The sequence below is a fragment of the Janthinobacterium sp. SUN120 genome, assembly GCF_030397735.1.
GTDB classification, from domain to species: domain Bacteria; phylum Pseudomonadota; class Gammaproteobacteria; order Burkholderiales; family Burkholderiaceae_D; genus Janthinobacterium; species Janthinobacterium kumbetense.
Genome location: NZ_JAPUBW010000003.1, coordinates 101935 through 115909, shown reverse-complemented (window position 1 = coordinate 115909; position 13975 = coordinate 101935). Strand labels below are relative to the sequence as shown.

At 60.4% G+C, this 13975-nt stretch carries 13 protein-coding genes; 6 read left to right on the top strand and 7 right to left on the bottom strand.

The annotated features are described in order from the left end of the window. Nucleotides 1-2: 2 nt before the first annotated feature. The gene (locus O0879_RS18475) at nt 3-974 is read right to left on the bottom strand and encodes a beta-propeller fold lactonase family protein (protein WP_034760259.1); all 972 of its coding nucleotides are present in this window, start codon (nt 972-974) and stop codon (nt 3-5) included. 197 nt (nt 975-1171) lie between these two features. On the opposite strand from O0879_RS18475, the gene O0879_RS18470 reads away from it, so the two are divergent. Beyond that, complete coding sequence (locus tag O0879_RS18470; RefSeq protein ID WP_034782471.1) at nt 1172-1528, top strand: FKBP-type peptidyl-prolyl cis-trans isomerase; 357 nt, start codon at nt 1172-1174, stop codon at nt 1526-1528. Between the two features lie 199 nt (nt 1529-1727). After that, nucleotides 1728-1982: an acyl-CoA-binding protein gene (locus O0879_RS18465; RefSeq protein WP_034782468.1), complete on the top strand. Its 255-nt coding sequence runs from the start codon at nt 1728-1730 to the stop codon at nt 1980-1982. A 138-nt stretch (nt 1983-2120) separates the two neighbouring features. Here O0879_RS18465 and proX read toward each other — a convergent pair whose 3' ends face one another. From proX to O0879_RS18445, 4 genes are all read right to left on the bottom strand, one after another. Further along, entirely contained in the window at nt 2121-3179 is a 1059-nt protein-coding gene (proX, locus tag O0879_RS18460; RefSeq protein WP_289918039.1) for a glycine betaine/L-proline ABC transporter substrate-binding protein ProX, read from the bottom strand. A 9-nt stretch (nt 3180-3188) separates the two neighbouring features. After that, nucleotides 3189-4292, bottom strand: coding sequence for a glycine betaine/L-proline ABC transporter permease ProW (proW, locus tag O0879_RS18455; RefSeq protein ID WP_289918038.1), 1104 nt, complete (start codon nt 4290-4292; stop codon nt 3189-3191). Continuing rightward, nucleotides 4289-5521, bottom strand: coding sequence for a glycine betaine/L-proline ABC transporter ATP-binding protein ProV (gene proV, locus O0879_RS18450; RefSeq protein WP_099668215.1), 1233 nt, complete (start codon nt 5519-5521; stop codon nt 4289-4291). Before proV ends, proW begins: the two co-directional genes overlap by 4 nt. Before the next feature lie 572 nt (nt 5522-6093). Beyond that, nucleotides 6094-6378, bottom strand: coding sequence for a polyhydroxyalkanoic acid system family protein (locus O0879_RS18445; RefSeq protein ID WP_289918037.1), 285 nt, complete (start codon nt 6376-6378; stop codon nt 6094-6096). Nucleotides 6379-6578: 200 nt separating this feature from the next. On the opposite strand from O0879_RS18445, the gene O0879_RS18440 reads away from it, so the two are divergent. The 4 genes from O0879_RS18440 (at nt 6579) to phaZ (ending at nt 10505) form a co-directional block, all read left to right on the top strand. After that, nucleotides 6579-7976 (top strand): hypothetical protein, encoded by a 1398-nt coding sequence (locus O0879_RS18440; RefSeq protein ID WP_289899840.1) that lies wholly within the window; start codon nt 6579-6581, stop codon nt 7974-7976. A gap of 89 nt (nt 7977-8065) precedes the next feature. Continuing rightward, a complete protein-coding gene (locus tag O0879_RS18435) occupies nt 8066-8353 on the top strand; it encodes a protealysin inhibitor emfourin (protein ID WP_077400196.1) in 288 nt (95 codons plus the stop codon). 332 nt (nt 8354-8685) lie between these two features. Further along, entirely contained in the window at nt 8686-9009 is a 324-nt protein-coding gene (gene fdxA / locus O0879_RS18430; protein WP_010395176.1) for a ferredoxin FdxA, read from the top strand. 275 nt (nt 9010-9284) lie between these two features. Continuing rightward, a complete protein-coding gene (phaZ, locus tag O0879_RS18425) occupies nt 9285-10505 on the top strand; it encodes a polyhydroxyalkanoate depolymerase (RefSeq protein WP_077400193.1) in 1221 nt (406 codons plus the stop codon). A gap of 66 nt (nt 10506-10571) precedes the next feature. Here the strand turns inward: phaZ and O0879_RS18420 are convergent, their stop codons facing one another. Together O0879_RS18420 and O0879_RS18415 are read right to left on the bottom strand one after the other, a co-directional pair. Then, complete coding sequence (locus O0879_RS18420) at nt 10572-11255, bottom strand: DOPA 4,5-dioxygenase family protein (RefSeq protein WP_099665325.1); 684 nt, start codon at nt 11253-11255, stop codon at nt 10572-10574. A 42-nt stretch (nt 11256-11297) separates the two neighbouring features. Continuing rightward, nucleotides 11298-13862: a TonB-dependent receptor gene (locus O0879_RS18415; RefSeq protein ID WP_289918035.1), complete on the bottom strand. Its 2565-nt coding sequence runs from the start codon at nt 13860-13862 to the stop codon at nt 11298-11300. Between the last annotated feature and the right edge of the window lie 113 nt (nt 13863-13975).

Here is a 13975-nt window from a genome sequence, read left to right as displayed (position 1 = left end):
CATCACATGCGCGGCGAGTGGGTGGCGAAGTACACGCCATGGGGCGAGCGGCCCACCGGGATGGTCTTGATCACTTTGCGCGTGGTCAAGTCGATCACGGCCACTTTCTTGATCCAGCGCAACGTTACCCACATGGTCTTGCCGTCCGGCGTGATTTCCATGCAATCGGGGCCGCCCGGCACATTGATGGTGCCCACGTTTTCCAGGGTTTGCTGGTCGATGATGTTGATCGTGTTCGACACGCGGTTCGAGACGAACGTCATGCGGTTGTCGCCCAGCGCGCGGAAATTGTGCGTGCCGGCGCCTGCCTTGATGCGTTTGACGGTCTTTTGCGTGCGCCAGTCGATCACTTCCACGTAATCGCTGCCCATAATGCCCACCAGCAAATGCTTGCCATCGGGCGTCATCGTGATGCCGGCTGGCGCCGGACCGACAGGCATGGTCCATTTCACCGTTTGCGTGGCCAGGTCGATGGCGCTGACCTGGTTGCTGCCCTGCTGCGTAATGAAAGCCATGGTGCTGTCGGCCGTGAACGCCATGTGGCTGGGCAATTTTGGCAGCGGGATGCGCTTGGCCAGGGTCAGGTTCTTGCCGTCGTAGCGGTACAGGTCGATGCGGTCCAGGCGCAAGGAGTTCGAGATGAACCATTTCTGGTCCGGCGAAAAGCCGATCTGGTACGGGTCGAGGATGTTGCTGATGCGGCGCTGGATCTGGCCCGACACGGGGTCGAGGAAAATCAGCTCGTTGCCAACGGAACTGGCGACGATCAGCGACTTGCCGTCCGGCGTTTCCATCAGATGGTGCGGTTCCTTGCCGACGGCAAAGGTGGACAGGGGAGCATAGGTTTTCTGGTCCAGCAGTTGCACCGTAGCATCACGGGAATTGAGCACCACCACCACTTCGGCTTGCGCCGTCGATATTGCGGAAACCAGGCACAGCGAGGAAAAAACAAGGCGGCGTAGACTGCGGAACATGGCAAAAATCACTGTTAAATACAAAACATGCATTTTACGTGGAACACTGTATTTATTGTGTGAAATCCCCCCTTAAATGCTGCCGGCAGCCACACATCGCCGTAATTTCCGTTTTTTCCCCGTGCCAGGCCTGGAATGGCGCTTTGCAACTCATTGCTCTACAATCTGAAGCTTTCATCGCCTACACAAGGATAATCATGACCACCACCACTACCGCTTCCGGCCTGCAATACATCGACACCACCGTTGGCGAAGGCGCTGAAGCGCAAGCCGGCAACAATGTTGTCGTGCATTACACGGGCTGGCTGCAAAACGACGACGGCAGCGCCGGCGCGAAATTTGACTCGAGCAAGGACCGCAACGATCCATTCGAATTCCCGCTGGGCGCCGGCCGCGTCATTCAAGGCTGGGACGAAGGCGTGCAAGGCATGAAAGTGGGCGGCAAGCGCCAGCTGATCATCCCGGCAGCACTGGGCTATGGCGCACGCGGCGCCGGCGGCGTGATTCCTCCGAACGCCACCCTGATTTTCGACGTCGAACTGCTGGGCGTATAAGCACCGACTCCGCAGCGCTCAAGCGACTGTACCGACGCCGCCCCTGTTCACGCAGCGGCGGCGTTTTTGTTTTGAGTGTGTCCTCTAATGCACGGCGCGCTTTTTTCACTATGATGTCAGGCACTGCAGCACGCACGGTGGCCACTCCGCCGGGCCTGCCGCACTTTTCCAGCGATTCCATCAGCACACAGGAGCCATCATGAGTTTACAAGAGCAATTCGAACAAGCGCAGCTCGATTCCAAGACCCTGTCCGAGCGTCCGGACAATATGACCTTGTTGAAAATCTACGCCTTGTTCAAGCAAGCGTCGAGCGGCGACGCCACGGGCGAGCGTCCTGGCATGACCGACTTCGTCAACCGCGCCAAGTTCGACGCCTGGGCGGCCCTGGCCGGCACCTCGAAGGAAGAGGCGCAACAGCAATACATCGACTTGATCGAAGACTTGAAGGATTAAACCTGAAAACGCCTGTTTTGCAGAGAAATAGGCCGAAAACGGCTGAAAACTCACCAAAAACCACAAAAACAGGCTGAAAATGCAAAAGTGGCTACCAAATCGGTAGCCACTTTTTTTACGCCTATCTCAGCCGCAAACTTACTTTTTCGCCGCCGCCAGCGCTTGCGCGATCCAGCCGTCAAACGTCTGCTGATGGAACTTGATCCAGCCAGCCGTGTGGCGCGCGATATCGGCTTGCGTGTTTTCACCGCGGCGCATGCGCTCGTTCTGCGCATTGATGTCCGCCACGGGCAATTGCATCACTTCGAACAGCTTGGCCGCGGCCGGATTCTTCTCCGCCCAAGCCTTGTTGGACACGATGCGCGCCGTGTTGACGGCAAAGCCGTAGTCGCTGCCATCGTCGAGGCGGGTATTCACCTTGTCCGGATTAGCCGAGAACGGCACTTTCAGCCAGACCACGTCCTTGCCCGGCACCAGCACGCCGCTGACCCAGTACGGCGTCCACGTGTAGTACAAAATTGGTTCGCCGCGCTTGTAACGGCCCAGGGTGTCGGCGATCAGGGCCGCATAGCTGCCCTGCACGTGCGTCACCGTCTTGCGCAATTTATACGCATCCATGTGGTTCTCGATCAGCGCTTCGCAGCCCCAGCCTGGGTTGCAACCGGTCAAGTCGGCCTTGCCATCGCCATCATGGTCGAACAGCTTGGCCAGGTTGGGATCGCGCAACTGGTCGATATTCGTGATGTTGTACTTTTCCGCCGTCGCCTTGTCGATCAGATAACCTTGCGCGGCAGGCCCCGCATACTGGCCCGTGCGCGACAGCTTGGCGTCGCCGCCCGCATTGTTATAGAAATCCTTGTGCATCGGGTCCCAGTGCACGGCCATGAAGGTGGCGTCACCGTTGGCAATGGCGATATGCGCCGTCGGATATTCCACTTCCTTGATCGACTGCACGTCGTAGCCCAGCTTTTCCAGGGCCTTGTCGACCAGCATGGTCTGGAAGGTTTCTTCCGCGATCGAACTTTGCAGCGGTTGCACCTTGACGCCCTTGCCGGGCAGCGCATCGGCAGCGGCGGCCGGCGTCTGCGCCATGGCCAGGCTGGTGGTCAGGGCCATGGCGGCGATCGCCAGGGCGGAAAACAGCTGGAACTTGCGTTGCGATTTTTGCGTCACTTTAAAATTGTCGATTTGATGCATGTGTATCCTTTATTGTGCGTTGGCCAGCGTTACTTGCTGTTCAACATTATTTTTCTCCGCATTGCCGCGCACCAGGCGCAGCACGAAACCGGCTGGACCCGTCTGGTACCAGTGGCGCACGCCGCGGCGTGGCTGGCCCATCGCTTGCGTCAAGCGGTCCAGGGTGATGGCCAGCAACACGATGCCCAGGCCGCCCACGGTGGCCAGACCCATGTCCAGGCGGCCGATGCCGCGCAATACCATCTGGCCCAGGCCGCCCACGGCGATCATCGAGGCGATCACGACCATCGACAGCGACAGCATCAGCGACTGGTTGATACCGGCCATGATCGATGGCATGGCCAGCGGAAATTGCACGCGGGTCAGCAACTGCCACGGCGAGGCGCCATAGGCGCGGGCCGCTTCGATCAGGTCGGGACGTACCTGGCGGATGCCGAGGTTGGTCAGACGTACCAGCGGCGGCAGGGCAAAGATGATCGTCACGATCACGCCAGGCGCATTACCGATACCAAACAGCATCACCACGGGCACCAGGTAGACGAAGGCGGGCGTCGTCTGCATGGCGTCCAGCAGGGGGCGCAGGATATTCTGCGCGCGGTCGCTGCTGGCAAGGAAAATGCCCAACGGCAAGCCGATGGCCAGGCAGAACGCCAGCGACGTCAAGACCAGCGACAGGGTCGTCATGGCTTCCGGCCAGATGCCCAGCATCGACACCAGCAGCAGCGCCAGCACGGTGCCGACGGCCAGGGTGCGGCTGGTAAATTGCCATGCCAGCAAGCCGATGATGGCGATCACCGTCAGCGACGGGGCGGCCAGCAGCACGCCTTCCACGCCGGACAGCACGCTGTCGATCGGCGCGCGCACGGCCTGGAAGAAGGGACGGAAATGCGCGACGACCCAGCCCAGGCCCTGGTTGATCCAGCTTTCCAGCGGCAGCGAGCCGTCGAAAATCTGCGTCAGGTGAAAGCCGGACGCATGTTCCGGCTGCACGGCAGGCGCGGCGGCGTCCAGCCAGGCGGTGCTGGCGTCGGTAGGCGGCGTCAGCGCCCAGGGATTGATTTGGGCGGCCTGTTCAACAACGGGTTCTACTGTGGAAACGGTGCTTGGATTCATGCTTGTCCTTTCTGTTGTTGTTCGGCTATGGCTGGCGTGTCACGGTCGAGGAACTTCAGCAAGGTTGTCTTGCTGATGGCGCCGCGGAAGCTGCCGTCATTGGCCACCACAGGGACGGCGTAAGGCAGTTGCGCCACCTGGCCGAACAGGCCGGCGACTGGCTCATCTGCATTGATGGTCTGCACGTCGGGCAGATAGGCATGCGCCAGGCCCAGCGGACCGACATGGCCGTCGAGCGCACTGCGCAGCGAATCGGCCGAGACGACGCCGAGAAACTTGCGCTGCGGATTGACGACGTAGGCAAACGCGCGATCCTGCTCTTCCAGCATCGACAGCGCGGCGCGCGAGCCGCGGCTCGGCGACTCGGACACGACGATCTGGCTCTTGCGGGCGATATCGCTGGCCTTGAAGACGGCCGCCGCATCGACGCCGCGCACGAAGTTGCGCACGTAATCGTTGGCAGGTTTACGCAGGATTTCTTCCGGCGTGCCCACTTGCACCACGTGGCCGTCTTTCATGATGGCAACGCGGTCGCCGATACGCATGGCTTCGTCGAGGTCATGCGAAATGAAGACGATGGTGCGGCGCTTGATTTGCTGCAAGCGCAGCAGTTCCGATTGCATTTCCGTACGGATAATCGGATCGAGCGCGGAAAACGCTTCATCCATCAACAGAATCGATGGATCGCATGCCAGCGCACGGGCCAGGCCCACGCGCTGCTGCATGCCGCCCGACAATTCGTCGGGATAGCTGGCGCCGTAGCCGTCCAGGCCCACTTGTTCCAGCGCTTGCTGGGCCAGCGCATGGCGCTCGGCCTTGGGCATGCCGGCCAGTTCCATGCCGAAGGCAGTGTTGTCGAGCACGGTAATTTGCGGCAGCAGCGCGAACGACTGGAACACCATGCTGATGTCCTTGCGGCGCAGGGCGCGCAGTTGGGCATCCGGCAAGGTATTGATGTCGTTGCCGTCGATCAGGATGCGGCCGGCGGTCGGCTCGATCAGGCGGTTCAGCATGCGCACCAGGGTCGATTTGCCCGAACCGGACAGGCCCATGATGACGAAGATCTCGCCCGCTTCAATGGTAAAGGTGGCGTCGAAAACGCCGATGGTGCAGTCGGTCTGGGCCAGGATATCCTGCTTGCTGGCGCCCTGATGGACGAGTTCAAGTGCTTCTTCTGGCTTGTCGCCGAACACTTTGAACACATGGTCGATAATGATTTGTTTTGCCACGATGTGGTTCTCCCTCGATTTGACGAATGGAATGAAACCCAGCAAGCTGCCAGCTTGCGGCGGGAATCAGCAAACCCTGTTGCGTCGGCTACGCCACGGCGCAAAAGCGCACGGGAGCGACAGGAAACAGGGGGTGACACGCATGTGACCAGCGGATGGCCAAAGCCGGTGCCGGGGTGCCGTGTGCGTGCTAAAAGAGGCTGTGGTTCAGGACTTTTAACAACGCTAGCGCCATGCAAATACATGGCACCAAATGTATTTGACCGAAAAAAAATCGACCAAGCTACTTTTAACTGGATGCGGGTGTAAAACCCAATGAATTATTCACCACTCAGCGAGTGGGGAGTACTGCGAAGCAGATGGTGAAACGCGGTGTAGCTGTTGTAAATATGACTCAAGTATAACGCAAAAAACCGCCAAAGTCCAATGGCTTTCCAAATAGAAATGTGCTAGCAATGTTCGCCAGCGTACAGTCAGACGTGAAAAAGGCGAAAAGCGACGTGTTTTCATCGTCTTTTCGCCCATCGCTGCGACACGTTTTCTAGCACCAAACATGGCGCCAGACAAGCGGGTCAAACTGGCTCGGTAAACACCTTGCGCATCTTTTCGGCGATCTTGCCTTCAATCGTGGAAGCGAAGGCGCTGAGCATGAAGCCCAGCTTGATTTGCAGTTGCGCCTGCTCTTTTTCCAGGGTCAGCGAACCATCGACGCCGCTGCGCTCGAAGCGCAGCACATCGCCATCCCAGGCGCACGCCAGGTCATACTCCTGGGCCAGCTTGTCGGCCACTTGCTGCGCCGCTTCGCGCGCCTTTTCTGCTGTCAGCTTATGTTGCTGAACTATATTTATATCCGCCATCAAACGATCCTTTTATTATAAAAACGGGTGCCATACGGCCAGCATCATACCAGCCGCCACGCGGCAGCCGCAGCCATGGGGAACGGCGGCACACGGAAAAAACCGCGCTTTCTTGCGCCGCACTTGCGCCGCATCAAACCGCAACCACCGAAGCAGGCCGACTATCTCCATTCCAGTTGCGAGTGTCTTGGAGAGCTACCATGGACCAGAAAGTCATCGTGCCGGTCGAAGCCGTGCTGACCAAATGCGTGTCCTTGCCTGTCGGCTATGTCCCTACCCCCTCGGCGCCCTACCGCCTGCACCGCAAGAATGCGCAACTGACCCTGCAGCCGGGTCCGCCCCGACTGACGGACGCCACGGTCCGCAACCTGGCCGCCGTGCCCGTCGGCTCGCGCGTGCTGATCTGGAAGCAAGACCCGTCCGTGAGCGAGCTGGGCACGCGCAAGTCCTTCCTGCCCGGCCTGATACTGCAAGGTCCGCGCGACGCGCGCATCACCTTTGGCGAGCCGGGCATCGCCCAGGTCAGCCCGAACGCCTTTGGCGACTTCATCGTCTCGCCCAACACCGACCAATTCGACGCCGTGCACACGTTCGCCATCGTGCGCATGACGCTGACCATGTACCAGCGCGCGATGGCCAGCAACAACACGGCGCCGCCCCTGCCCTGGCAATGGAATAGCGCCAGCAACACGGCACCGCTGCGCGTGTTCCCGCACGGCTTGCCCAATGTCATGAATGCCTATTACAGCCGCAGCGACAAGGCCCTCAAGTTCGGCGACTTCATTCCCAGCGGCGCCACCGAGCGCGTCTACACCTGCCGTTCGCTCGACATCGTCTCGCATGAAACCGGGCACGCCATCCTCGATGGCCTCAAGCCGAATTGGCTGCTCAACAATAATCCACCGCAGACGGGCGGCTTGCACGAATCGTTCGGCGACCTGACGGCCATCTTCCTGGCCCTGTCGCAGCTGGACCAGGTCGAAGCCGTGATCGCGCAAACCAAGTCCGACCTGCACGACAAAACCTTCCTGGCCGACCTGGCGGAACAGTTCGGCCTGGCGCTGGGCCGGCCGAACGGCTTGCGCAATGCCGATAACGACATCAAATTGTCGGAGGCCGGCACGGAAGTGCACGCCATCTCGCAAGTGTTTACAGGCGCTATCTACGACATCCTGGCCGACATCTTTGCCCACGAACGCCAGCCCCAGCTGGAAGATGACGCGGCCGTGCTGCACCGTTGCGGCGACTACCTGCGCAGCCTGGTCTTGCGCGCCCTGGTGGCGTCCCCCGACCAGGCGGCCACGTACGCTGACGTGGCCGGCCACATGCTGACCCTGGCGCAAGCCGACGGCTTTACCAGCTATCTCGATTTCATCCGCAACAGCTTTACCGTGCGCGAAGTACTCAAGGACAATGCCATGACGGAGGATGGACAAATGACCTTTGCCCCCGATGTCATCGACGAAGCGGGCGCCGTGCAAGACAGGCGCGCCTGCTGCGGTACCATGAACCATGCGGAATACAGCGAATCGGATCAATTGCTGGAAGCGGAGCGCGAAGCGCTGGCGGCCTGGTGCCGCAGTTATGCCCCCCGGTAAACGCTCCGCGCCGCAAGCCCGCCAGCGGTCAGCCGCAGGCGACGGCATGCCGCATCATTTCCCCACCACCGTCCCCAAGAAGGAGCAGCATGAAAATTTCAGCCCGCAGCAGCGGCGGCTTTGCCGGCCTGAGCGAACAATACGACATCGATACGCAGGCCCACCCGGCCGGCCCCGGGCTGGAAGCGGCACTGGCCAGCAGCGGTTTTTTCACGCACCCGCAGGGCACGGGCGAACAGGTGGGCGCCGATATCCCCCATTGGCAGATCACCGTCGAGGCACCGGCCGCGCGCCGCACCATCACGTTTGCCGAGGATGGCAGTGCTGAAAATGCACGTTGGCAACAGTTGCTGACGCAAATACGCGCCAGCGCCTGATTGTTCCGGCACTTATTTTTACCGATCTTGATTTGGGTAAAACAAAAACACCACACGGCGAGCTTCCGCCTCGCCCGTCCTGCTCCCTGCAGCATCGGGCGACTGTCGCTTTCTTGCCGCGTTCTTCATGGTAACGTCCCGGATAGTCGCTGAATTGCACGCTCTGCGCGGCAACGGCGCTGCCAAAAAATGAATTTGCTTATATGTATTGTATATAAGCGGGATTTGTGAGAAATAGCGAATTGCCTTAAAATACAATGCTTTGCTTTAGTATGCGCCGCCGAGGTTCCTGCAGGCGCTACAGCACCTCCCCCCAAATTGATAGGACTGTTATGACCCACGTTGTCACCGAATCCTGCATCGCCTGTCGCTATACCGACTGCGTCGATGTCTGCCCGGTAGATTGTTTCCGGGAAGGCCCGAACTTCCTGGCAATCGATCCGGACGAATGTATTGACTGCGCAGTCTGCGTGGCAGAGTGCCCGGTGAACGCGATTTTCGCGGAAGAAGACGTGCCGGGCGACCAGCAAGCCTTCATCAAGATCAACGTCGACCTGGCCCGTAACTGGCCTTCGATCACCAAGACGAAGGCTGCCTTGCCGGAAGCCGAGCAATACAAGGACGTCAAGGACAAGCTCGACATGCTGGTGCGCTAAGCGCACGGCACTTGCTGCGCCGTTTCCGGCGGAGACACTGTTCTCCGCAGGGGCGTGGCGGCGAAAAAATGTACAAAAAGCAGCGGAAACGCTGCTTTTTTTGCTTTTAGAGCATCGTTGCAGGTCTATCCACGCAAGTGTGGCGCGCTGTCACACCAAAGCGCAAACTGTGGACCTATGCGCGGTAATGCACATTTTGTCCTCAACAAATATCGTAAAATTGGATTATGATATTTGAGCCGATATTGGCGCTTGGAATTAAACAAGGACTATATATGCTTTACCAACTGCACGAACTGCAACGCTCCTTCCTCACTCCGGTGATGCAATGGGCAGACATGTCCTCCAAGTTATTTACCAACCCGGTTTCTCCACTGGCCCACACCCCGTTTTCGCAACGCATCGCAGCCGGCTACGAGCTGATGTACCGCCTTGGCAAAGACTACGAAAAACCACAATTTGACATCAAATCCGTTCTCGTCCAAGGCGAGAACGTCGACATCCGCGAACACGTTGTCGTAACAAAACCGTTTTGCCGCCTGATTCACTTCAAGAAAGAAGCCACTGGCTTGCAACAGCCCAAAGTTTTGCTGGTTGCCCCCCTGTCCGGTCACCACTCGACCCTGCTGCGCGATACCGTGCGCGGCTTGCTGGCCGAGCACGATGTCTACATCACCGACTGGACGGACGCGCGCATGGTACCGCTGACGGAAGGGCCGTTCCACCTGGACGACTACATTTATTATGTGCAGGAATTCATCCGCCTGCTGGCGCCTGACTTGCACGTCATTTCCGTCTGTCAACCGACCGTGCCCGTGCTGGCTGCCATCTCGCTGATGGCGACGGCCAAAGATCCGCACATGCCGAAAACCATGACCATGATGGGCGGCCCGATCGACCCGCGCCGTTCACCCACGCAAGTGAACAACCTGGCGACGGAAAAGAAATTCTCGTGGTTTGAAAACACCGTGATCTACGCGGTGCCGCCGAACTACCCGGGCTTTGGCCGCAAGGTGTATCCGGGCTTCCTGCAGCACGCCGGCTTCATCGCCATGAACCCGGGCCGTCACGCGCAAAGCCATCGCGAGTTCTACATGCACCTGGTGACGGGCGACGACGAGCCGGCGGAAGGTCATCGCCAGTTCTACAACGAGTACAACGCCGTGCTGGACATGCCGGCCGAGTACTACCTGGAAACCATTAAAACGGTTTTCCAGGAATTCAGCCTGCCGATGGGCACGTGGAAAGTGGGCGGCCAGCTGGTGCGTCCGCAAGACATCACGAATGTGGCGCTGTTCACCGTAGAAGGCGAGCTGGACGACATTTCCGGCGCCGGCCAGACGCAGGCGGCGCATGACCTGTGTTCCGGCATCCCTGCCGAGATGCAGCAGGATTTCGTGGCGCCAAAATGTGGCCATTATGGCATTTTCTCGGGCCGCCGCTGGCGCGAAATCATTTGCCCGAAAATCGGCGAATTCATCCAGAAACATTCCTGATCCGCAGTATTTCAGGCAAAACGGCACGCCAGGCTACCCTGGCGTGCCGTTTTTTTTATGCCCGGCTCATGCGCGTGACGTTTCGACCTTCACCGTCGGACGCGTATTGACAAAGATTTGCTCGACTCGCGGCTCGCCCGGCCCCGGTTTCTTCATCGCATAGCCATTCACGGGCTGCGAGCGGTTCACCCACAGCGCGTAATACAAATGGTCGGCGCGGGGATCTTCCGTGTTCGGGTGAATCAGTATCGTCAGGCCCAGGCTATTGAGCTGCAGCCACGGCACGATGACGGGCAGCAAGTCATTCGTAAAACCAAAGTAAAACGACGGCGTCACGTGCGGGCCGCGCGGCTCCAGGTTCCAGTCGCCCAGTTCGATCTGAAAACGCTCGGCCGCCCACTTGCGTATCAGCGCCGCCTTCTGGTAACTGTCTTCGTCAAAATAGATATGCGCGTGATAACTCTCGATATCCGTGTAGGCGCGCGGCTTCGATGGCAAGGTTTCCTCGCCGGGCCGCACGCTGACGGGGCGCGGCGTGGGAGCCGTGTCCGTATGCTCGCCCCACGGGCTCTTGCCCGGTGCTGGTTTGGCGCGCTTGACGGCGCCATCCTGCGCCAGGGCCGTGCCGGCCAGACCCGAAGCGGCCAGCGCCGCCACCAGGCCGCCGCCGCGCAAGACCGTGCGGCGCTGCGGCGAGAGGAGATTGGCCCATTCCAGGTCGATGGCCGCGTGTTGAGTGTTGTCAGACATAGGATTTCCTGTTCTTGATTATGAGTATGGAGAGAAGGCAGATCAAAAGTGAACGGTGGCGCGGGCGTAGTAATAACCACCCAGTACGCCCAACGGTCCCGAGTTGTCATACGCGCCCGTGTACTGCGCCAGATTCGCGGCGCTGCGCGCGTCGCGCGGCACCTGGCCCGGTTTCTGGTCGAAGACATTGTTGGCGCCCACCGTCACGTTGATGCGCTTGCTGATGTCGTAGCCGACGCTGACATCCGTCACGAAGGCGGCCTTCAGCTGGTAATCGCCGCCCGTGATGGCGTTCAGGCGCTTGAGCTTGCCGTAGCGCGTCTCGCGCACGTTGAACGTCCAGCCCGCCTTTTCATACGCCAGGGTGACGATTTCCTTGTCGCGCGGCGCCCGGTACAGCAAGTCGTACTCGGCCGATTTGCTCAGGGTGCCGATATTCGGCAAGCCTTGCAGCACCGTCGGCAAGGCCGCCTTGCCGACCAGGCTCGTGTGGTTGATATTCGCGGCCGCCGTCCAGCGCAGCTTGCCATCGGCCACGCGCAGCACATCCTCGGCCGTCAAGTCGATGCCGCGCGTGCGCGTGTCGCCCACGTTGGCAAAGTAATGCGCGACGAGGCCATTGCCTACCGTCAAACCCGCCGAGCGCAGCAGGTTTTCGATCACGCTTGCTTGCGCGGCCGTCAGTGGCCGGCCACTGCCGTCGAGCGCCACGCCCGAGCTGCGGTCGATGCCGATGTTCGACGACACGCCCAGGCGGTCGCTGACCTTGATTTGATACGCGTCAACGCCCAGGCGCAGGGTGGGCGTAGGATTGAAGGTCAGCCCGGCCGACAGATTCGTCGATTTTTCCGGTTTCAGCGCTTGCGCGCCCAGGGCCCGCGCGGCGGCCGAGTTCGGCTGCGCCAGGGTATACGGCACGCCTGCATGGTCGGAGGTGTTCGAGTACGATTGCGTCACCAGGCTCGGTGCATGGAAACCATTGCTGACGGTGCCGCGCACGGCGACCGTGGGCGTGACGTCATAGCGGGCGGACAAACGGCCCGTCGTCTTGCTGCCGAAATCGGAATATTTCTCGGCGCGCAGTGCCGTGTCGAGCAACAATTGCGGCGTCAGTTTCGCGCCCAGGCCGATATACGCCGCATAGCTGTGGCGCGCCGTATCCGAGGCGTCGACGGGCAGGTAACCGGCCAGCGCCGATGAGCCGCTGCCCTGCCAGGAAGCGGGCTCACCTGGGCTGCGTTGCTGTGTTTCATGCGAATACTCGAGACCGACGCTCAGGTCGGCCGGCTCGCTCAAGCCCAGCGGCACGGGACGACGCGCGTCGGCGTTGGTGGTCGAGCGGCTGTAACGCTGATTGCCGATGGTGAAATCCGTCTTGCCACCTGGATAGCTCAGCGAATAATTGGCCGAGTTTTCCACGCCCACGTCGATATCGTCGCGTCCGTAAGTACTGCTGATATCCCAGTTCCAGCCGGCCGTCTCGCCCTTGACGCCGCCCGTCAGGGAAAAATCGTTTTCGCTCGTCGTTTCATACGGCGTGAAGCCGTCGGGATACACGGACAGCAAGCCTTTGTTGTTATTGAAAATGGTATTGGGCAGACGGAAATTCTGCGCCGAGCGGGCATTGCGGTGCGCATACGTGCCGAAGCCATACAGTTGCACCTCGTTCGACACGTCATAGCCGAAGTTGGCGCTGAGCGAAGCGGTCGTGCTTTGCGGCACGCCCGTATTGCGCCATGGATTGCTGTTGCGGCTTGCTTCTGCCGGGTTCGGCGAAGCGCCGACCGGCAAGCTGTTGTTCGGTCCCAATTTCACCAGCTGGCCATCGCTGTTGCGCACGGCCGGATACGACAGGTAGCCTGGATTCAGGCCGAAATTGCGCACGGCGATGCCCTGGCGCTGGACTTCGGCGCCGAAGTGGGCAAAGCCGTGTTCGCCCAGGCGCGTACCGCCATCGATGCGCACGGAACCGTTCGTGCCGTCGCCGTCGTAGGTGGAGCCGAGTTGCGTGCTGAAGCTACCCTTGTCATCCGCTTTCAGGATGATGTTGATGACGCCGGCAATGGCGTCGGAACCGTAGATGGCCGAGGCACCGTCGCGCAGGATTTCCACGCGGGCAATGGCGCCCGTGGGTATCAGGGCCAGGTCGGTGGCGACGGAACCGGGAAAACCATCCTCGTTGACGATGGCCGTCGTATGGCGGCGCTTGCCATTGACCAATACCAGGGTATGCGACGGGTCGAGGTTGCGCAATTGACCGGCACGCACGATGCTGCCCAGGTCCGGCTGCACGCGGGCCGGCAAGTTGAACGACGGCAAGGCCGTATCCAGCGCATCGAGCAAGTTCAGTTTACCCGTGGCCTGCAATTGCTGCGCGCTGATCACGTCGATGGGGGCGGCGCTGTTGGCCACCGTGCGGCCCGTGCCGCGCGCCCCCGTGACGATGACGGTGTCATACGGCGCGGCGGCCAGTGCGCCAGCGCCATCCGGCGCGGCCTGCGCGTGGAGCACGCCAGGCGCCCCCAGCAGCAGTACGGCGGCCGAGACGGCGTGCGCCAGTTGCCGCAAACGCGGGGCGGGGTCATGCTTGTGAATCGGTTCCAGCATACGAAAACATCCTTTCAAAGTCGTCAACACAGTGGCTGCAGACTAAAGGATGGACAAACAAACAAGAACGAATGGTTTCGTATTTAGATATTTCGTTTTGGCAACTAACAACA